Source organism: Aeromonas sp. FDAARGOS 1408, assembly GCF_019048665.1.
GTDB classification, from domain to species: Bacteria; Pseudomonadota; Gammaproteobacteria; order Enterobacterales; family Aeromonadaceae; genus Aeromonas; species Aeromonas dhakensis.
The window spans coordinates 451,354-470,052 of record NZ_CP077394.1 but is presented as its reverse complement, the minus strand read 5'-3'; the positions used below and the strand labels follow the sequence as shown (position 1 = coordinate 470,052).

At 63.2% G+C, this 18,699-nt stretch carries 18 protein-coding genes, 1 tRNA gene and 1 other annotated feature; of the genes, 14 read left to right on the top strand and 5 right to left on the bottom strand.

The window, feature by feature from the left end:
* The first annotated feature begins 85 nt into the window (after positions 1-85).
* Positions 86-220, top strand: a sequence feature (Phe leader region).
* 38 nt (positions 221-258) lie between these two features.
* Positions 259-1,431 carry a prephenate dehydratase gene (gene pheA, locus I6L38_RS02430; RefSeq protein WP_017763932.1) on the top strand — a complete coding sequence of 391 codons (1,173 nt, stop codon included), beginning with the start codon at positions 259-261 and terminating at the stop codon, positions 1,429-1,431.
* A gap of 106 nt (positions 1,432-1,537) precedes the next feature.
* Here the strand turns inward: pheA and I6L38_RS02425 are convergent, their stop codons facing one another.
* A complete protein-coding gene (locus I6L38_RS02425) occupies positions 1,538-1,966 on the bottom strand; it encodes an LPP20 family lipoprotein (protein ID WP_005303718.1) in 429 nt (142 codons plus the stop codon).
* Between the two features lie 14 nt (positions 1,967-1,980).
* Complete coding sequence (locus tag I6L38_RS02420) at positions 1,981-2,601, bottom strand: FlgO family outer membrane protein (RefSeq protein ID WP_005303721.1); 621 nt, start codon at positions 2,599-2,601, stop codon at positions 1,981-1,983.
* A gap of 195 nt (positions 2,602-2,796) precedes the next feature.
* On the opposite strand from I6L38_RS02420, the gene I6L38_RS02415 reads away from it, so the two are divergent.
* From I6L38_RS02415 to I6L38_RS02390, 6 genes are all read left to right on the top strand, one after another.
* Positions 2,797-3,951 (top strand): flagellar assembly protein FlgT, encoded by a 1,155-nt coding sequence (locus I6L38_RS02415; RefSeq protein WP_010634842.1) that lies wholly within the window; start codon positions 2,797-2,799, stop codon positions 3,949-3,951.
* A 50-nt stretch (positions 3,952-4,001) separates the two neighbouring features.
* Positions 4,002-4,078 (top strand) — tRNA-Arg (locus tag I6L38_RS02410).
* Between the two features lie 377 nt (positions 4,079-4,455).
* Positions 4,456-5,352: a DMT family transporter gene (locus I6L38_RS02405; RefSeq protein ID WP_216989120.1), complete on the top strand. Its 897-nt coding sequence runs from the start codon at positions 4,456-4,458 to the stop codon at positions 5,350-5,352.
* Positions 5,353-5,471: 119 nt separating this feature from the next.
* A complete protein-coding gene (locus tag I6L38_RS02400) occupies positions 5,472-7,409 on the top strand; it encodes a methyl-accepting chemotaxis protein (protein ID WP_216989119.1) in 1,938 nt (645 codons plus the stop codon).
* Positions 7,410-7,916: 507 nt separating this feature from the next.
* Positions 7,917-9,362 carry an OprD family outer membrane porin gene (locus tag I6L38_RS02395; RefSeq protein WP_017782051.1) on the top strand — a complete coding sequence of 482 codons (1,446 nt, stop codon included), beginning with the start codon at positions 7,917-7,919 and terminating at the stop codon, positions 9,360-9,362.
* Positions 9,363-9,481: 119 nt separating this feature from the next.
* Positions 9,482-10,309, top strand: coding sequence for an SDR family oxidoreductase (locus I6L38_RS02390; protein WP_216989118.1), 828 nt, complete (start codon positions 9,482-9,484; stop codon positions 10,307-10,309).
* Between the two features lie 144 nt (positions 10,310-10,453).
* On the opposite strand, the gene I6L38_RS02385 is transcribed toward I6L38_RS02390, so the two are convergent.
* On the bottom strand, positions 10,454-10,786 hold the full coding sequence (locus I6L38_RS02385; RefSeq protein ID WP_005303745.1) for a DUF1904 family protein: 333 nt from the start codon (positions 10,784-10,786) through the stop codon (positions 10,454-10,456).
* 87 nt (positions 10,787-10,873) lie between these two features.
* Here I6L38_RS02385 and I6L38_RS02380 point away from each other — a divergent pair, with 87 nt between their 5' ends.
* The 4 genes from I6L38_RS02380 (at position 10,874) to I6L38_RS02365 (ending at position 14,397) form a co-directional block, all read left to right on the top strand.
* Positions 10,874-11,767, top strand: coding sequence for a TraB/GumN family protein (locus I6L38_RS02380; protein WP_139398224.1), 894 nt, complete (start codon positions 10,874-10,876; stop codon positions 11,765-11,767).
* Positions 11,768-11,934: 167 nt separating this feature from the next.
* The gene (locus I6L38_RS02375) at positions 11,935-12,084 is read left to right on the top strand and encodes a DUF3149 domain-containing protein (RefSeq protein WP_010634864.1); all 150 of its coding nucleotides are present in this window, start codon (positions 11,935-11,937) and stop codon (positions 12,082-12,084) included.
* A 153-nt stretch (positions 12,085-12,237) separates the two neighbouring features.
* A complete protein-coding gene (gene smrA / locus I6L38_RS02370) occupies positions 12,238-12,816 on the top strand; it encodes a DNA endonuclease SmrA (RefSeq protein WP_010634865.1) in 579 nt (192 codons plus the stop codon).
* 102 nt (positions 12,817-12,918) lie between these two features.
* Positions 12,919-14,397, top strand: a complete 1,479-nt coding sequence (locus I6L38_RS02365; protein ID WP_216989117.1) for a carboxypeptidase M32 — start codon at positions 12,919-12,921, stop codon at positions 14,395-14,397.
* Positions 14,398-14,466: 69 nt separating this feature from the next.
* Here I6L38_RS02365 and I6L38_RS02360 read toward each other — a convergent pair whose 3' ends face one another.
* Positions 14,467-14,868 carry a VOC family protein gene (locus tag I6L38_RS02360; RefSeq protein WP_005303759.1) on the bottom strand — a complete coding sequence of 134 codons (402 nt, stop codon included), beginning with the start codon at positions 14,866-14,868 and terminating at the stop codon, positions 14,467-14,469.
* A gap of 209 nt (positions 14,869-15,077) precedes the next feature.
* Between I6L38_RS02360 and I6L38_RS02355 the strand changes: the two genes are divergently transcribed.
* From I6L38_RS02355 to I6L38_RS02345, 3 genes are all read left to right on the top strand, one after another.
* The gene (locus tag I6L38_RS02355) at positions 15,078-16,661 is read left to right on the top strand and encodes an AlkA N-terminal domain-containing protein (protein WP_201882671.1); all 1,584 of its coding nucleotides are present in this window, start codon (positions 15,078-15,080) and stop codon (positions 16,659-16,661) included.
* Positions 16,658-17,137, top strand: a complete 480-nt coding sequence (locus I6L38_RS02350; RefSeq protein WP_216989116.1) for a methylated-DNA--[protein]-cysteine S-methyltransferase — start codon at positions 16,658-16,660, stop codon at positions 17,135-17,137. The genes I6L38_RS02355 and I6L38_RS02350 overlap by 4 nt, the downstream gene beginning before the upstream one ends.
* Positions 17,138-17,262: 125 nt before the next feature.
* Complete coding sequence (locus tag I6L38_RS02345; protein WP_139431484.1) at positions 17,263-18,051, top strand: SIR2 family protein; 789 nt, start codon at positions 17,263-17,265, stop codon at positions 18,049-18,051.
* Between the two features lie 177 nt (positions 18,052-18,228).
* Here I6L38_RS02345 and I6L38_RS02340 read toward each other — a convergent pair whose 3' ends face one another.
* Complete coding sequence (locus I6L38_RS02340; RefSeq protein ID WP_139431485.1) at positions 18,229-18,600, bottom strand: ASCH domain-containing protein; 372 nt, start codon at positions 18,598-18,600, stop codon at positions 18,229-18,231.
* Between the last annotated feature and the right edge of the window lie 99 nt (positions 18,601-18,699).

Sequence of the window (18,699 nt, the reverse complement as noted above, 5' to 3'; positions counted from 1 at the left end):
CTGCCCCGTTCGCCACCCACGGGCAAGTTTTACTTGCATCGCACGGTCAAATCCCTTAATGCTTATGCCGTTACCTCAAGGACACACTCATGCACGCACCATTCTTTTTTGCTTTCTCGTTTATCCGGCCCTCATGAGGGAAGGCCAGTCGTCACGTGAAGCACTCGCGTAAACAGAAAGCAAAGACGAATCGAGCCTCCCCTAGCGGAGGTTTTTTTTTGCAGCCACCACAATCGATTACTTGGATAGGGAACCATCATGGCAACGCTCGACGAGATCAGACAAGACATCACCCAGTTGGATCAGGAGCTGCTCGCCCTGCTGGCCAAACGCAAGACCCTCAGCATCGAGGTCGCCCGCGCCAAGCAGGCCAACCCGCGCCCGATCCGCGATCCCCAGCGCGAGCAGGATCTGCTGGTCGCCCTGATCCAGAAAGGGCGCGGGCTGGGGCTGGATGCCCAGTACATCACCCGCATCTATCACACCATCATCGAAGACTCGGTGCTCTCCCAACAGGCCTATCTGCAGAGCCTGCTCAACCCGGAGCAGCAGGAGCCGATGACCAGCGTCGCCTATCTGGGGCCGCGCGGTTCCTATTCCAGCCTCGCCGCCCGCAAGTACCTGGCCCGCTACAAGGATCAGGTGATCGAGGTAAACTGCCAGAATTTCCGCGAGGTGCTGGATGCGGTGGAGTCGGGCCGCGCCGCCTTTGGCGTGCTGCCCATCGAGAACACCAGCTCGGGCTCCATCAACGAGGTGTACGACGTGATGCAGCACACCAGCCTCTCCATCGTCGGTGAGCTCACCTACCCCATCGAGCACTGCATCCTCACCGCCGTGCCCACCGAGCTGTCCCGCATCAAGACCTTCTACGCCCACCCGCAGGTGTTCCAGCAGTGTTCCCATTACCTCAGCAAGCTGGAAGGGGCGCGCCACGAGATCTGCGACTCCTCCTCCAGCGCCATGATGAAGGTCAAAGAGCTGGCGAGCCCAGAAGCGGCGGCCATCGGCAGCGCAGCCGGCGGCGAGCTGTATGGGCTGGACGTGCTGGCCGAGCAGCTGGCCAACCAGAAGGAGAACTACAGCCGCTTCATCGTGGTGGCGCGCAAGCCCATCGACGTGGCGCCGCAGATCCCGGCCAAGACCACCCTCATCATGTCCACCTCCCAGAAGCCGGGCTCCCTGGTGGAAGCGCTGCTGGTGCTGCGCAACAACGAGATCAACATGACCAAGCTGGAATCCCGGCCGGTGCAGGGCAACCCGTGGGAGGAGATGTTCTACCTGGATGTCTCCGCCAACCTCAACACCCCGTCCATGCAGGCCGCGCTGATGGAGCTGACCAAGATCACCCGCTACATCAAGGTGCTGGGCTGCTACCCGAGCGAAGACGTCAAGCCGACCACTGTACCGCCGGTGCTGATGGGCGGCTGATCCACCAAGGTTGGGCCGGCCCGGGTATCAACCGGCCGACACCGCCCATGAAAAAGGCGACCCTCTGGGGTCGCCTTTTTGTCGTCCATTCGCCGTGGGCACGCCGTCAGAACTGGCCTGCCATCAGCTGGTTGATGTTGTAGAGGGCGCGAGTATCGAGCTCCATCTCGGTGGCATAGGTGTTGCCGCGGGGATAGGAGGCCACCACCCTGGCGCCACGCACCATGCCCGCCACCGACACGTCCAGCGAGTTGGAGGTCTGGGTCAGGTCCTTGTAGCTGCTCTGGCCGCGCACCTGCTGGCCGTTGAGCTGCTCGGCCAGCTCGCGGTAGGCGTCCATCTTGGAGGCGCGGATGGCCTGCAGCATCTTCTCGGACTGGGAGGGGCCGGGTTGGATGTCGATCACCGCGTAGCCGACCGCCTTGAGTACCGGGAAGTCATCCGGCTTGTTGTTGCCGCCGTAGTTGACCACCCGATTGCCGCCGCTGCACGCCGTCAGCAGCAGGGCCAGCAGGCATCCGAACAGGATTCTCATTACGTCTACTCCTTTCAGGGCGTCAGGTTGACCAGATGGCCGCCGGGACGCGCCTGGCTGTCACGCATCAGGTAACCGCGGTTGATCGAGGCCCGGCCAAACGAATTGTTGGCACCGAACAGGTATTTCTGCGGGATCATGCTTTGTGCCGTGGTCTCCACCATCTTGGTACGCAGGTCGATGATGCGGGCGTTGACCAGGATCCCCTTGCTGTTGCGGCTGAAGGTGCCGACCAGGATGCGGGAGATGGGCAACCGGGGGGAGAGGTCCTTGTAGTTGCGGCTCAGCACGAAATCCCCCTGCGGCGTCACCTTGATGCTGCCGGTCAGCTTGAAGTCCACCACCACTTCCCCGCGCCGGTTGAGCTCGTAGATGAAACTCTCCTCAATCTGCTGGCCCATCCAGTTGGTGTCCTGCAGGGTATCGAGATCGACGAAGGAGGCGACCGCGATGGGCTCGGTCAGGGTAGTGAGCGACTTGCGCTCCATCAGCTGATCGGTCATGCGAGCCACCAGCCAGTTGAGTTCCATCCCCTGCGCCGCCTGGCGCGGATCACCCAGATCCCGGTTGATGGGGTCGGTGCCGCAACCGGCCAATGCCAGAGCGAGCGCCAACGCCGTGATGAGTTTGTTCATGGATACCTTTCCTGTATCTGCACCTGATTTGTTATCGGTTCGACCGGCCAAAGCTTGAGCCGGGAATGAGGCATGGATCTTGCTAAATATTCGCGGTGTGCTGTGCAACCGGCACGGCTCTGTGATCTGTATCGGCCGGCGACCTCACTTCGACAGGGGTGAATCGCGCCGACCCGCATATTCAAGGTGTTTGTCATGAAATTACCGCTGCTGTTAACCCTGCTGCTGGCCAGTCTGTCGGCCCGGGCCGAGATCATCGAGGCGCAGGGCAGTGCCGCCATCCTAGGCGGGGACGAGGTCTACGCCCGCGAGCAGGCGACCCGCGATGCCTTGCGGCAGGCCCTGCTGGCGAGCGGCGCCGCCGTCTCCAGCATCCAGCGCCTGGAAAACGGCAGCCTGCGCTCCGAGCAGATCCAGATCCGCTCCGGCGGCGACATTCGCCAGTACCGGCTCAAGCGGGAAGAGGTGCGCAACGGCCGCATGTACATCACAGTGATGGCCGACATCCAGGCCGAGCGCCAGATCTGCCAGACCCAGCACTACGCCAAGGATTTGACGCTGGTGCGGCTGCGGCTGCGCTACCCCGAGCAGGCGAGCTACGGCGCCCTCGACGACATGCCCGCAAACCTGTCACGACGCATGTTCGAGGCGCTGGCCAGCGCGCCGCAAGGGGTGGCCGTGCGCCAGTGGCTGGACGAAAACCTGCGCATCGACCCGCTCCACCTGCAGCAGGGGGATCGCAGCGCCCTCGAGGAGATCAAGGCGCTCAGCCTGCGCACCGATAGCCAGTACCTGGTGCTCGGCAGCATCGACGATCTCTCCATCGAGCCGCAGGGCAACCAGCTGACCAGCTGGTATGAAGATCCCATCCGAAACTTTCGCATGCAGCTCTATCTGTTCGACGGCATCAACGGCAGCCTGCTCGGTCGCAAGGAGTACCAGGGCCGGGCCAACTGGACCTTCGCCAAGCGGGATCAGGTGGGCAGCAGCAGCGGCCAGTTCTGGCAGTCGAGCTACGGCCAGGAGGTCAACTACCAGTTGCAGGAGGCGGTGCAGGATCTGGTGGCCCAGCTCAGCTGCGCCCCGGTTACCGCCCGGGTGGTCAGCCAGAACGAGCGTGGCCCCTACATCAATCTGGGCCGCCGCAACGGCGTCCGGCTCGGGGATCAGTTCCGCATCCAGCACGATGCCGATTTCATCGACCCCTACGGCAAGGCACGCATGCTGCGCAACCCAGCCGACGGCCTGTTCGAAGTAGTACAGGTATTCGAGGATGGCGCCATCATCAGCAGCCAGAACAAATATTCGCCGTTTAACATCCAGATCGGCGATCTGGCAGTATTGGAATAAGAATCAAGGGTTTAAAAGGGAGCCGCTTCTTGTATAATGCCGGCCACAAGGTTCCCGTAGCTCAGCAGGATAGAGCGGTCCCCTCCTAAGGGACAGGCCACTGGTTCGACTCCAGTCGGGAACGCCATACAAAACAAGGGGTTGGCATCGTCATGGTGCCAACCCCTTGCTCGTTTTTGGCCCAGGCCGCCGTTCGGCCGATGGCGGTTGCGTCGGCAGCCCGCCGCAACCTAACCTGCCCGAACTAACCTGCCAGCCCCATGGCGTGGCCCTACTGAACCTGCTGTTTGGTTCTGGCGGCACCTGGCTGGATCCCTTTGCTGCCCCTGCTGGTGCTGGCGCTCATCATCTGGGGCGTGCGTCGCCAGCAGTTGTCCGCCATCAGCAGCGCGGTGACCGACAGCAAATAATCGCACTGCCACACCACCGAGGTATGGCCACCAGGGAGGGCCGGTCTGCTAGACTGGCCCTCTTTTTGTTCATTCATCTGCAAAGGAGTGTCGGATGTCTGCTGCTTCGTGGTGGGACAAGTCCACCGGGCTGGCGCTGCTGACCATAGTGCTGTGGGCCTCGCTGGCGGCGCTCACCTCCCGGGTCACCAGCGTGTCGCCGCTGGTGCTGGTGGGGCTGGTGCTGTTTTTCTGCGGGGCGGGCGCCCTGCCGTTCTGGCGTCAGTGGCGGGCTCGTCCGGTCAACTGGCTGGTAACCATCAGCGCCCTGCTGCTCTACCACCTGCTGCTGTTCATGAGCTTTCGCCACGCCCCCGTGCTGGAGGCGAACCTCATCAACTACCTCTGGCCGCTGTTCATCATTCTGTTCACCCCCTTGCTGCTGCCGGGTCACCCGCTGCACGGCCGTCACCTGCTGGCCGGCGCCCTGGGTCTGGCCGGCTCGGTGCTGGTGATGGTGAACGGCGAGCTGCAGCTGCAACAGGCCTATCTGCCGGGCTATCTGCTGGCGCTGGGGGCCGCCATCGTCTGGGGCGCCTACTCGGTGCTGTCGCGCCGGCTGCCGCCGGCCCCGGCGGTGATGACGGCGGCGGCCTGCCTGCCCGCCGGGCTGCTGGCGCTGCTACTGGCCTGGCTGCTGGAGGGACCGCTGCCGGTGGCTCAAATTCCGGCCGGTGACTGGGGTCTCATCATAGGGTTGGCACTCGGTCCCATGGGGGCGGCGTTCGTCACCTGGTATCTGGCGCTGCGGGACGGGGATCCGCGCCGGATCGGGGCGCTGGCCTATCTGACGCCGCTGCTGAGCACCCTGCTGCTGGTGCTGCTCAACGGCGAGCAACTGACCCCCCGCCACCTGCTGGCCGGCGCCCTCATCATGGGCGGCGCCCTGCTCGGCCTGCTGGGCAAGCCCCCTGCCCGCCAGCAGCAGGAGGCCCCTGCCCCCCAGCCGTAAGCCAGTCCCCCTCGACAGTCAGTCCGGGCCGCCGGGTTGACTGTCATAAAAGCGCCATCTCTGCTGCTTAAGCTCACGCCGACGCCCATCGCCGTGGTTCAACAAGCAGGAATGCTGCCGTGAAAATTGCCCATTATGCCTCCCTCTCTTCTCTCGCTCTGCTGCTGGTCGCCGCCGTGCAGGTCGCTGCCCTCTGGCACGGCTGGCAACAGCTGAACCAGGCCGAGCAGGCCCAGCACCAGCACGAACGGCTGCAGCAGCGGCTCACCGGTACCCTGCAGGGCACCCTGCGTGACTACCTCGCCAGCGGCGATCCCCTGCGGCTGACCGAGGCCGAAGGGGTACGCAAACAGGCGCTCGCCCAGCTCTCCCAGCAAGATGGGGCGCTCACCGCCCCGCTGCGCACCCTGCTCGAGCAGATGGGAGCGCGCATCGACAGCGACTATCTGGCGGCGGGCAAGCTCTCCGGCAACAGCCAGTGGCTGCTGCAAAATGCCGAGAACGAGCTGACCGATCAGGCCAGGGCGCTGCTGCGATACGGTCAGCAAGGGGCGACGGGGAGCGACCCGGCCAGCGCCGAGCGCTATCGCCAGCTGGCAGGCGACCTGCTGGCGGCCCTGCCGGGGCTCGCTCACCTGCGCCAGAACTACATGGAGCAGGCCAGTCCCAAGCTGCTGGAAGGATTGCAATTCGAGCTGGCGGCCCTGCAAAAACAGGCCGAGCAGCTGGCGGCCCTGCCGAGCCTGGCGCTTTTCGAGGCGCCTCCCGCCGATGAGTTCACCCTGGGGGAGCCTGAGCGCAAGGAGCTGGGGGATCTCCCCAAGGCCGAGCTGATCTCACTGCTCAAGCGCTACCCGCAGGAGCTGGAGAACAGCCGCAAGGCGCTGCAACAGCAGCAGCAGGCACGCCAGGCTGTGCAGCAGGACATTGACCAGATGCTGCAGGCCACCGGCCAGATGGGCAGCGAACTGGCCGCCGCCCGCCAGGCGGTCAACCAGCGGCTGGCCGCCATCCTCGGCAGCCTGGCACTCTGTCTGGTGCTGGTCGCCCTGCTGTTTGCGCTGGTGCAGCGCCGCTGGCTGGTCAGGCCGCTGCTACGCCTGCGCGCGGCCTTCCTGCAGCTCGACGAGACCGGGCAGGCCGAGACCCTGCCAGAGGGGCGCGAGCGCAACGAGCTGGCCGACATCGTCGCCAGCTACAACCGCCTCATCCTGCGCCTGCAACAGGATCAGCAGCAGAAAGAGGGCCAGCTGTCGGCGGTGTCGCAAAGCCTGCAGGGAATGGTCAACCAGGTGCAGGAGATCCATCACAGCACCCGCACCACGGAGCAGGCGGTGGACGAGAGCGATCTGATGATGAGCGAGCTGAACCAGCTGGCCGGCGAGGTGCACCAAGTGGCCGCCGAGATAGCGCAGCACGCCCAGCACAACGAGCACTCCATGAGCCAGAGCGAGCAGCTGGTGGGGGGCATGTTGCAGGCCACCGCCCAGACCGGGCTCGCCATCGACGAGAGCGGTGGCGCCCTGGCTCAGCTCAAGCGCTCGGTGGAAGATGTGACCGCCATCGTCGACGTGATTGGCCACATCTCCCAGCAGACCAACCTGCTGGCGCTCAACGCGGCCATCGAGGCGGCGCGGGCCGGCGAGCAGGGGCGCGGTTTTGCGGTGGTGGCCGACGAGGTGCGCCACCTCTCCGCCGATACCCAGCGCTCCCTTGGCCAGATCACCGAGATCCTGACCAGACTGACCCAGGCGGGAGATCAGCTCGGCACCGTGCTGGCGCGGATCACCGCAGAGGCCGCCGCCCAGCGTCAACAGGCGGAGCAGCTGCGCCAGACCACCCAGGCGGTGCGGGAGATGGCGCGCAGCACGGCGGTCATCGCCCTGCAGGGGGCCGACAACGCCAAGAGCCAGGAGCACAAGCTGGCCAGTTTTGCCGATCTCATCGGCCGCATCAGCCAGCACGCCCGCCAGGGCAGCCGCCTCTCGGTGCAGGTGTCGGAGCACATCCACCACCAAGCCAGCCAGATCCCGCGCATCCTCGGCCACCAGGCCTGAGCCGTGCCGGTTCAGCCGGCGCCCCCAACCCGGCCCCTGCCATCGCGCAGGGGCTTATCTTTTTTTGTGGCACAAAATTATCTGTTATCCGCAGGTTAACGAGGAAAGATCCCTCTGCACAGTGCGATCCGTCCGGATCGGCCGGCAATTTCATCTGAAAACGTTGTCATCGCCGTTATGAGCGGGCTGGGAGTGTCCACAACGAGCATCATGATTATTTGCACTCGGTCATATTTTTGAAACTTGGTGGGAACTTTCCATTGATATTTCGCACCGCGAACGTACTCTTGAGCTGTCCGATAGCCAAGTATCGGAACACAAAAAAACAAAATATGTGATGAACAGAACTGCACCCACCGCAGATGTGCCAAGACGTCGCGGCCGCAGCCGAAATACTCGAACTTTTTGCCCTTCGGGGTCTTGATTGCAATGCCAATACCGAGCGGCGGGCACCTGCCTGACTGCCGGACAAAAAAGCTAAGTCCATAAAATCAGGAGCAATACAAAATGGAAAAAGTGATCTTCAAACGTGCCGCATTGAGCGCAGCCGTCGTTGCTGCCATGCTCGCCCCCGGTATGGTGTTGGCTGCCGACGAAGCAGGTCCCACCTATGCAGCCGCCGCCAGCAAATTCTATGAAGAAGGCAAACTCAACGGTGGCCTCTTCTACTTCCAGCGTGATCGTCAGCGTATCGACGGCGACCCCACTGCCAAGAACAAAGAAGGCAAGTACCAGTCCAACCTGAGCCACGCCACCACCCAGGCTTCCCTGAACTTCAACTCCGGCTACGCCTGGGACGTGGTGGGTATCGATGTGGGCGGTTTCGGTGCCTATGACCTGGCCGTGACCGAGAACCACCCGGTCAACCAGGAGAACGAATTCTCCTTCGCCGGCAACAAATGGGGCGAAAACTACAAGGACGGTTCCCCGGAAGGCGGCTTCAGCCTGGCCAACGCCTCACTGAAGTTCAAGGCGCTGGACGGTGCCCTCACCGCCAAGGGCGGTCTGACCCAGCTCTACGTACCGGGCGTGATCGGCGTGAACTGGTCCTATCAGCCGGGTACCTACCGTGGTGGCCAGATCGAGGGCAACTTCGGCGGCCTCTACCTGACCTACGCCATCGCCGACGAGTACAAATCCCCATGGTACAAGGAGACCCAGAAGTTCTCCCGCGCCAAGGCATGGATGGATCCGTTCGCCGATGAAAACGTCATCGACTATATCCAGGGCGTAGCGGCGCGTTACACCTTCGAAAACGGCACCTCCATTACCGGTTCTTACGGTAACTCCGAAAACTACATGGACAGCTACCACTTCAAGCTGGCCCACAAGTTTGACGTGCTGGGCGGTCTCTCCACCAGCTACCAGTTCTACGGCTCCGACACCGAGACCTATCAGAAGGGCGGTGCCGACATAGAGACTTACGACGGCCTGGCATGGCAGCAAGCGCTGACCGCCGCCTGGGGCATGGGCCCGTACGGCTTCCGTCTGGAAGGTCTGTGGACCAAGGCCGAGGGTAACGAAGGCAACTACCTGCCCCGTCTGACCCGTGGCTACGGCAACTCCCAGGGCGCGAACGAAATCTGGTGGGATTCCCGCTCCGACTGGAACGCCAACAACGAAAAAGCGCTGTTCTTCGGCGTGACCCGCTCCCTGGATGACCTGGTGGGTGCACCTGGCTGGTCCGTCGGTGTCTCCGGTGCCTACGGCTGGGATATCCAGAAAGGCGACGGCACCAAGGCCACCAACGGTGAAGATACCGAATGGGCAGCCAACTTCGACGTCATGTACACAGTGCAGGATGGCAAGCTGAAGGGCACCCTGTTCAAGCTGCACTACACCGATTACAACAACGACATCAGCCAGAGCGGCGGTTGGACCGAATACCCCAACATCTTCGCCTCCGAGAAAGACGTCAAGTTCCACATCATCATGCCGTTCACCATCCTGTAAGCAGGTGGTTGAAGTTAGCAAACCGGGCCGATTGGCCCGGTTTTCTTTTTTCTGATCAGCGGGTTAACATGCAAAGCCGCAGGCGCTTCTGCCTGCCCCGTCACCACAAGGATGCGACCATGTCCCGCTTCGTTCTGATCACCGGCTGCTCCAGCGGCATCGGCCTGGCCGCCGCCAAGGCGCTCGGCCAGCACGGCTACACCGTCATCGCCTCCGCCCGCAAGGCCGAGGACGTGACGCAGCTGCGCCAGCTGGGTTTGCTGGCGGTCGAGCTGGATCTGGCCAACGAGGCCAGCATAGAGAGGGGCGCGGCCGAGGCACAGGCACTGGCCGGTGGCCGCCTGTATGGCCTGTTCAACAACGGCGCCTACGGCCAGCCCGGCGCGCTGGAGGATCTGCCCACCCAGGCGCTGCGCGAGCAGTTCGACACCAACCTGTTCGGTTGGCACCACCTCATTCGCCAGCTGCTGCCGGCCATGCTGGCGGCCGGCAAGGGGCGCATCGTGCAGAACAGCTCGGTGCTGGGGCTGGTGGCCATGAAGTATCGCGGCGCCTACAACGCCAGCAAGTTCGCGCTGGAAGGGTATACCGATACCCTGCGCCTGGAGCTGGCCGGCAGCGGCGTGCAGATCAGCCTGATCGAGCCAGGCCCCATCGACACCCGCTTTCGGGCCAATGCCCGCGCCGCCTTCCTGCGCCACATAGATCCCGTCGCCAGCCGCCATCAGGCCACCTACCAACAGACCCTGAGCCGGCTGGAGCGTGAAGGGGGGGCCCGCGGTTTTACCCTGCCAAGCGAAGCCTGCATCGCACCGCTGTTGCACGCACTCGGCAGCCCGCACCCCAAACACCGCTACCCGGTCACCTTCCCGACCCGGCTGTTCGGGGTGCTGCGCCGCCTGTTGCCCAGTCGCCTGCTCGACCGGATCCTGGCCAAGTCGGCCTGACGACAACCGCTTCGCCACCCGACACGCCCGCACACTACTGGCAACCAGAGGCGACGACGCGCATCGTCGCCTCTCGTCTCATCTCCACCAACCGGCATCAGAATGGCTTGAATCAGCCAAACCGCCATCCCTGGCAGTACCCGCTCAGTAGTGCTGGCCGTTGCTGTAATAGCAGCTCTTGACGATGGGCAGCACCTGCACCACCACATAGGTCTGCTCCCCCAGCACAGCTTTCAGATGGCGGGTGATCAGCGCCGCAGCCGCGTCCTGCAGCTCCTGCGGGCGTTCGAACCAGACCAGCTCGACGAACGGAAAGCCGGCCTCGCGCTCCCCCTCGCGCACCCAGTGGCTGTCGATGCACTCCAGGGTGACGAACTCAGGTTTGCCCCCGGTGAGGGCACAGAGATCCGCCAGCAGGGGGGTGCTTATCTGCTTGAGGGTGTCGACGGAGACGGCCCGGAAACGAAGGTGGGGCATGGGAAAACCTCTTGGCTGTGACAAATGAGGACTTATCATAGGGGTTATTGTGACGAAGAGAAGCCATCCGCTGACATAAGGTGCCCCATGAGACTCCATCGCCTGCTGCTCCCCTTCCTGCTCTGCCTGCTGCTGCCGCTGAGCGCCTTTGCCGACCCCGCCTTCTATCGGGTCAGCAAGGGCGATCAGCAGCACTGGCTGCTGGGCTCCATCCACGCGGGCAAGCCCTCGCTCTATCCGCTGCCCGACCCTATCGAGCGGGCCTGGCTGCAGAGCCGCGCCCTGGTGCTGGAGGTCGATCTGACCCACATCAGCCAGCAGCAGTGGCAGGAGATGGGGGCCATCACCCGGCTGGTGGACGGCAAGACCCTCAAGGAGCACATACCGCTCGACCTCTACCGGCGCACCATCATCGCCGCCGGCCAGAACGGCCTGACCGAGAACATGCTGGCCCCGCTGCGCCCCTGGTTCGCCGCCATCACCCTCACCCAGGCGGCACTGGAGCGCACCGATTTTCGCAGCGCGCTCGGGGTGGATCAGCACTTCGCCAAACAGGCCACCGACGGCGGCAAGCCCATCATCGGCTTCGAGACCCTGCTTGAGCAGCTCGGCTACCTCGCCAGCGTCGGTGACAACCAGACCCTGATGCTGGAGAGCACCCTGGACGAGCTGCCCGAGCTCGAGCGCGGCTTTGGCGAGGTGATGAAGGCGTGGGAAGAGGGGGACGAGGCGACCCTCATCAACCTGCTCAAATCGGAGATGGCGCCGCCCAAACTGCAGGCCTGGCTGGAACAGACCCTGCTGGCGGAGCGCAACCACAACTGGCTGAAGAAGTGGTCCACCCTGCCGAACGAGAGCTTCATAGTGGTAGGGGCGCTGCATCTTTACGGCGACCAGGGGCTGCTCGCCCTGCTGGAACAGCAGGGCTGGCGCATCACCCCGCTCACCGAGCCAGGTCCGCGCAAGCCTGCCCGCCAATAGGCGTCGACGGGGCCACACCGGCCTCGTCAGGGTCTTGAACTGGGAGGAGGCTCACAGAACCGGCTGCCGATTAAATAACCACAAGGGGACTTGATCGAGATCATCTCTTTGCTCCCAAAGAGGTATCTATCATGCCTGTCATCAATGGGATGACAGGAGTGCACGAGATGGATTTTTGGATGAACCTGATGTTCGGCAACAGCGTGGGACTGATGTCCATGTTGGTGATTATCGGTACCTTCCTGCTGATCAGTTCCTACGCGGCTTATTTCATCTACAAGGTGATGAACGCCAAGCCGCCGAAAGAGGGCCAATAAGCCTGCGTCAGGCGATCCCCGATCGCCTGATCCCGCCCTCGCCTCCCCTTTGCTCAGGGTCTGAGCAGACCCGCGCCACTGCCGTGCCCGCCACTTTCAGATCCGCCCCCGCCCGCTATAATGGCCGCTCATTCCACCTGCGGGGAGCCTGCCGTGTCTCAAAACGACGAACTCTCACTGTTTCGCAATGAAGTGGCCGATGTGCGCCCCATTCGCAACGACCATGTCCGCCTCCAGACGGCCAGCAGCCCGACCGACGCCCAGCTGGCGCGGCGCCAGGCCGCCACCGCCGAACAACTCGCCCTGGATCACCTCAGCATGGAGGCGGTCGAGATGCTCGACCCCCACGCCATCGTCGGCTTCAAGCGCGACGGGGTGCAGGAGGGGGTCTACAAGAAGTTGCGGCTCGGCAAGTACGAGCTGCAGGCGAGCCTGGACCTGCACCAGAAGACCCTGAACGAAGCGCGCCAGAGCCTGGTGCAGTTCATTGCGGATTGCGAACTGCGCGACATCCGCTGCCTGCTGATCCTGCACGGCAAGGGAGAGCGCAGCACACCGCGCGCCCTGCTCAAAAGCTATGTCAGCGCCTGGTTGCCACAACTGCCGGCGGTGATGGCCATGCACAGCGCCGAGCGTCGTCACGGCGGCGGTGGCGCCCTCTACGTACTGCTGCGCAAGAGCGAGCGCAAGAAGGCGGAGAACCGTGAACGCCACCAGAAGCGGCTCGGCTGAGCGGCGGCTCGCGCCGGCCGGTAAGCGGTGGTAGCATCGAACGGCCCCGAGCATGCCAGGTACGGGGTGTACGCCATCAGGGACGATAACAAGGATAATCCCATGTCATATCAGAAACTTGAACAACATCAGCAACAGCTGCACCGGCTCTCCCACCTCTCGGCCATCTGTGGCTGGGATCAGGCCGCCATGATGCCGGAGGGGGGCAACGAAGCCCGCGCCGAGGCCATGGCCGAACTGGGGCTGCTGATCCACCACAAGCGCACCGCCCCCGAGCTGGGCGACTGGATTGCCAAGGCCGAGAGCGAGCCGCTGGACGAAACCCAGCGCGCCAACCTGCGCGAAATCAAGCGCCACTGGCAGGATGCGAGCCTGCTGCCCGGGGATCTCGTGGAGGCGCTGTCGCTCGCCGGCAGCAAGTGCGAGCACGCCTGGCGCCGCCAGCGCAAGGAGAACGACTGGGCCGGCTTTGCCCCGAACCTCGCAGAAGTGGTGAAACTGTCGCGAGAGGTCGCCTCCTTGCGTGCCGAGGCGCTCGGGGTACGCCCCTACGACGCCATGCTGGCGCTCTATGAGCCGGGCATGACCAGCGCCCGGCTCGACGAAATCTTCGGCGATCTGACCGGCTGGCTGCCCTCCCTCATCCAACAAGTGAGTGAGCAGCAAAAGAGCGAAACCATCCTGATCCCGCAAGGCCCCTTCCCCATCGCCGCCCAGCAGGCGCTCGGCCAACAGGTGATGGGGCTGCTCGGCTTCGATTTTGCCCACGGCCGGCTCGATGTGAGCAGCCACCCGTTCTGCGGCGGGGTGCCGACCGACGTGCGCATCACCACCCGCTACAACGAGCAGGAGTTCGTCTCCAGCCTGATGGGCATAGTGCACGAAACCGGTCACGCCCGTTACGAGCAGGGCTTGCCGCGCCAGTTGCTGGGCCAGCCGGTGGCCGAGGCGCGCTCCATGGGCATTCACGAGAGCCAGAGCCTGTTCTGCGAGATGCAGCTCGGCCATGATCCCGCCTTCCTCACGCTGCTGGCGCCGCACATTCGCGCCCACTTCGGCGAGCAGGCGGCGTTGGCGCCGGCGAACCTGGTCAAGCTCTACAATCGGGTCGAGCCCGGCTTTATCCGGGTCGATGCGGACGAGGTGACCTACCCGGCCCACGTCATCCTGCGCTACGAGCTGGAGCGCGATCTGATGGAAGGTCGCATCGAGGTGGCAGACATCCCCGCGCTGTGGGACACCAAGATGCAGCAGTGGCTGGGGCTCTCCACCCAGGGCAACTACCAGAATGGCTGCATGCAGGACATTCACTGGACCGACGGCTCGTTTGGCTACTTCCCGAGCTACACGCTCGGTGCCATGTATGCGGCGCAGCTGCGCTTCGCGCTCGAGCGGGAGCTCGGCAACATGGGCGAGCTGATCGCGGCGGGCCGCCTGCCGGAGATCTTTGCCTGGCTGGGTCGTCACATCTGGTCCCAGGGCAGCCGCTACGGCACCGACGAGCTGGTCAGCCGCGCCACCGGCGAGGCGCTGAATCCGCACTGGCTGCGCCGCCATCTGGAACAGCGCTATCTGAAGTAGGGCCAGCGCGCCCACCAGCAGATAACAAACGGGGCCTTGCGGCCCCGTTTTTCATGGTGACGCGACGCGTCAGCGCCCGTCCGGCACGCCAATAAACTCGCGCAGCTGCAGGATGTTGCCCTCGGGGTCGAACGCATTGCGCACCACGAAGCCTGGGCCGGACCACTGCTGCGGCAGCAAGCCTCCGCCGAGATCGGCCGCTTTCGCCTCCGCCCAGGCGAGGCTCGGCACGGTAAAGAACAACTTGATGGCACCCTGCTCGCGCAGCTGCGGCGGCGTGGTGATGACCACCTGCTCGGCATAGGGAGCAGGGATCGCGTGCAGCAACAGCTGGATGTCGGCGTTTTCCTGCACGATCAGCTCGTCACTCTGGCTGCGGATCTCCATCTGCAGCAGGGTGCGATAAAAGTGGCTCAGCAGGCCGGGATCCCTGGCGTAGATCAGGGCGCCGGCACGTGCGGGTCCTGGCATGGCTCTCTCCTCCTTGGATGTTGTCAGCCCAGATTCGCACACTTTCCCCCTCAAACCGATCTGTTTTTCATGCCCTGCAGTCACGTGCGCGGCATCGGCTTTATTTCAATTGCTGTCCGTTTCTGGCTAGTCATCGCCTTCGTTCCTGCTTAGTCTCTCACTCATCCGGGCCGCCGTGCCCGCCCCGTCTTCGGCGCAAGGAGCCACCGATGCCAACAGATCACGCCATGACGATGCCGCCGGCCCCAGAGGATGAGTCAGGCCTGCCGCTCAGCGCCGAGCAGTGCCATGCCGCCCGCCTGGCCCGCGATGCGCGCTTCGACGGCCGCTTCTTTACCGGCGTGCTCTCTACCGGTATCTACTGCCGCCCTGTCTGTCCGGCGCGGCCACCGCACGAGCACAACGTGCGCTACTTCCAAAGCGCCGCCGCAGCGGAGCAGCATGGCCTGCGCCCCTGCCTGCGCTGCCGGCCTGAGCTCGCGCCCGCCGCGCCCGGCGATCTGCCGCCGACACTGGCACGCCTGCTGGCCCGGATCGATCGCGGTGAGCTGGCGGAAGGCTCGCTCACTACCCTGGCGGAACAGGCCGGCATCAGTGAGCGCACGCTGCGCCGCCAGTTCGAGCAGCACCTCGGCGCTTCGCCAAAACAGGTGGAGCAGACGCGCCGGCTGCTGCTCGCCAAGCGGCTGTTGACCGAAACCCGGCTGCCCATCACCGACATCGCGTTTGCGGCGGGCTTTGCCAGCATTCGCCGCTTCAACGACGCCTGGCAGCAGGCATATGGGCTGGCGCCGCGGGCGCTGCGTCGTCAGAGCGAGCCAACCGGCGACGCCGCCGCCCTGACGCAGGCTGCGCCACAGAGCGAGGAGGGGGCGATGCTCACGCTGCAACTGCCCTACCGCCCCCCGTACGACGTGGCGGCCATGCTGGCGTTCTACCGGCTGCGCGCCATTCCGGGGCTGGAACGGGTAGATGGCGAGGTGTATGAACGCCTGCACCGGGTCGGCGATCGGCTCGCACGGGTGCGCATCAGCCAGGGCAAGGGGCACAGCCTGCAGCTCAGCGTCCATGATCTGCCGCCCGCCGCGCTGCCTGATCTGCTGTATCGGGTGCGCCGGATGTGGGATCTCGATGCCGACATGCAGCGCATCGGTGCGCGGCTCGGGCAGGATCCGCTGCTGGCACGCCTGCAGGCACGCTGGCCGGGCGTTCGGCTGCCCGCCGGCTGGGACGAGTACGAGGTGATGTTGCGCGCCATCGTCGGCCAGCAGGTATCGGTCAAGGGGGCCATCACCATACTCGGGCGGCTGGTGGCGCGCACCGAGGCGCAATTCGGGGTGGCGCAGTTGCCCACACCCACCCAGCTGTACGAGTTGAACCTGGACGGTATCGGCATGCCCGGCAGCCGGATCAGAACGCTGCAGGGGCTGGCACAGGCGCTGGCCAGCGGCGAGTTGAACTTGACCTGCGCCAGCGATGAACAACTGCTGGCGCTACCCGGCATCGGCCCCTGGACGGTCGCCTACTGGCGGCTGCGCTGCGGACTGGACCCGGATGCCTTCCCCGCCTCGGATCTGGTATTACAAAAAGCGCTGGGAGGCGGCACCAAGTTGCCGGTAAAGGAAGTACTGGCCCACAGCGAAGGGTGGCGACCCTGGCGCGGCTACGCGGCGAGCTGGCTGTGGCATGCCATGAGCGAGCAGCCGACACTGTTGACCGAATCGGCACTGCTGACCGAGCCGACACAAGGCGGCGCAGCAAGCGACAAGCAAGCAGAGGAGACAACCCCATGATCCGCTATGACATCTTGCCCAGCCGCTGCGGCGATCTGCTGGTGGCCATTGACGAGCTCGGCCTGCTGCACGTGGACTTTGTGGCGGGGCTGCGCGCACTGCCCGAGATGCGCGACTGGCAACAGGACAAGACGGCGCTGGCCCCTTTTCTCGCTCAATTTGAAGCCTACTTTGCCGGCCGCCTGCAACGCTTCACCCTGCCGCTCGCACCAAGAGGCACGGCGTTTCAGCAAGCGGTCTGGCAGGCCCTGTGCGACATCCCCTACGGCGAGACCCGCAGCTACGGCGACATCGCCCGCGCCATCGGCAAGCCCAATGCGGTGCGGGCGGTGGGGGCTGCCAACGGCAGCAACCCGCTCTCGATCATCATTCCGTGCCATCGGGTGATCGGCCAGAACGGCAGCCTGACCGGCTATGCGGGGGGACTGGAGATTAAAAAGGCGTTGCTGCAACTGGAGAATATCAGTGAAAGATAATGTAATGCCTATAAGCCATAGACACTATCTATCATAAAATAATATCCACCACAGATTTACGATTTCATCGACTTTTCTAACCCGAGTATAGTGGCAGAACCATATTTATTAAGGAGAGATTAAATATGGAGCAACTACTATCGGCCTTTAGACAGGGCAACGTCATTCTTTTTGTTGGGGCCGGGGTATCGATGAACCTTGGTCTTCCATCATGGTCAACCCTGCTCGACAAGATCGCCAAGGATCTTGGCTATGAGCCTGAAATATACAAATCTTTTGGCGATCACTATGCGCTGGCAGAATATTATCGTTTACAAAAAGGCAGCATAGGCCCTTTAAGAAGCTGGATGGACAGAGTTTGGCATTCACCTGACATTGATATTTCAACGTCCAAAGTCCATGAATACATTGCCAAAGCTAACTTTCCGATAATATACACCACCAACTATGATCGCTGGATAGAGCATGCCCTTGCATATTATGGCAAGCCATTTACCAAAATCGCATCGGTATCAGACTTTACCAGGATCAAAAGTGACAAGGTACAAGTTGTAAAATTTCATGGTGATTTTGATGATGACAAGTCCATTGTCATTGATGAGACCAGTTATTTTGAACGACTTGAATTCGAAACACCACTGGATATAAAACTGCGTTCGGATGTGCTGGGTAAATCAGTGCTGTTTATCGGATATAGCTTGGCCGATATCAACCTGCGGCTTTTATTTTACAAACTTTCCAAATTATGGAAAGCCAACCAGGCGGGTGATGCCCAGCCGAAATCGTATATTTTCTCGGCCAAGTCGAATCCGGTACAAGAGGCCGTCCTTGAGCAATGGGGGATCAGCATGATCTCATCTGAAAAAGAGAACCCAGGAGAGGCATTAGAGGCGTTTCTGAATAAATTCCAATAATTGAAAATCTTGAAGGCACCTCCCCGCACCGGCAATCCAGCAGGGGTGCCATCCCTGTACATGCCGCTCGCACTGCGCAGCATCGAAGGGGCTGTGCGGCCACCTCACCACCTCCGATAACACTCTCCATGGGTATCAACCCACAAGCCGATGCCTGTTCCTCTGACCAGCCCTGTTTTAGCCGCAATGTGCGCCCAGAACGCCCGAGCCGTCTACCTCATACAACTTCCTCTGCGCCGGCACCACGGGCCCATCGACCACAGGACGCACGTTGGACAGCCGCCATGCAAAGTAACCCGGCTCCCAGCCCCCGGAGCAGGCGGCCAACACCTCATCGGGTTGCCACTCATGGGCCTCCTCGATATCAACCAGGGCGACCGCTCGACCGGCCGAATCCCCAGGATGATCGGCGCTGAGGTATCGGCCATTTTCAACGATCAGCAGGTCGCGAATGGGCAGTGAGGGAGGCAACCACGAGCGAACTTCGAGCGTCTTCTTGCCCGAAGCAATATTGGCGCCATGGGGCGCCACGATGGAGAGTGCGAGCATAGGTCCTTCCTTGCAGCTTGCTGGGGATCCCTGGCACAGGATGATAACTCAATTCCAAATGGGCCACACTGCCCGAGCCATGGAACCTGGCGGCATCGT

Coding starts and splice junctions, on each gene's coding strand:
- pheA (WP_017763932.1), top strand. CDS start 259: ATGGCAACGCTCGACGAGATCAGACAAGACATCACCCAGTTGGATCAG.
- I6L38_RS02425 (WP_005303718.1), bottom strand. CDS start 1,966: ATGAGAATCCTGTTCGGATGCCTGCTGGCCCTGCTGCTGACGGCGTGC.
- I6L38_RS02420 (WP_005303721.1), bottom strand. CDS start 2,601: ATGAACAAACTCATCACGGCGTTGGCGCTCGCTCTGGCATTGGCCGGT.
- I6L38_RS02415 (WP_010634842.1), top strand. CDS start 2,797: ATGAAATTACCGCTGCTGTTAACCCTGCTGCTGGCCAGTCTGTCGGCC.
- I6L38_RS02405 (WP_216989120.1), top strand. CDS start 4,456: ATGTCTGCTGCTTCGTGGTGGGACAAGTCCACCGGGCTGGCGCTGCTG.
- I6L38_RS02395 (WP_017782051.1), top strand. CDS start 7,917: ATGGAAAAAGTGATCTTCAAACGTGCCGCATTGAGCGCAGCCGTCGTT.
- I6L38_RS02390 (WP_216989118.1), top strand. CDS start 9,482: ATGTCCCGCTTCGTTCTGATCACCGGCTGCTCCAGCGGCATCGGCCTG.
- I6L38_RS02385 (WP_005303745.1), bottom strand. CDS start 10,786: ATGCCCCACCTTCGTTTCCGGGCCGTCTCCGTCGACACCCTCAAGCAG.
- I6L38_RS02380 (WP_139398224.1), top strand. CDS start 10,874: ATGAGACTCCATCGCCTGCTGCTCCCCTTCCTGCTCTGCCTGCTGCTG.
- I6L38_RS02375 (WP_010634864.1), top strand. CDS start 11,935: ATGGATTTTTGGATGAACCTGATGTTCGGCAACAGCGTGGGACTGATG.
- I6L38_RS02365 (WP_216989117.1), top strand. CDS start 12,919: ATGTCATATCAGAAACTTGAACAACATCAGCAACAGCTGCACCGGCTC.
- I6L38_RS02360 (WP_005303759.1), bottom strand. CDS start 14,868: ATGCCAGGACCCGCACGTGCCGGCGCCCTGATCTACGCCAGGGATCCC.
- I6L38_RS02355 (WP_201882671.1), top strand. CDS start 15,078: ATGCCAACAGATCACGCCATGACGATGCCGCCGGCCCCAGAGGATGAG.
- I6L38_RS02350 (WP_216989116.1), top strand. CDS start 16,658: ATGATCCGCTATGACATCTTGCCCAGCCGCTGCGGCGATCTGCTGGTG.
- I6L38_RS02345 (WP_139431484.1), top strand. CDS start 17,263: ATGGAGCAACTACTATCGGCCTTTAGACAGGGCAACGTCATTCTTTTT.
- I6L38_RS02340 (WP_139431485.1), bottom strand. CDS start 18,600: ATGCTCGCACTCTCCATCGTGGCGCCCCATGGCGCCAATATTGCTTCG.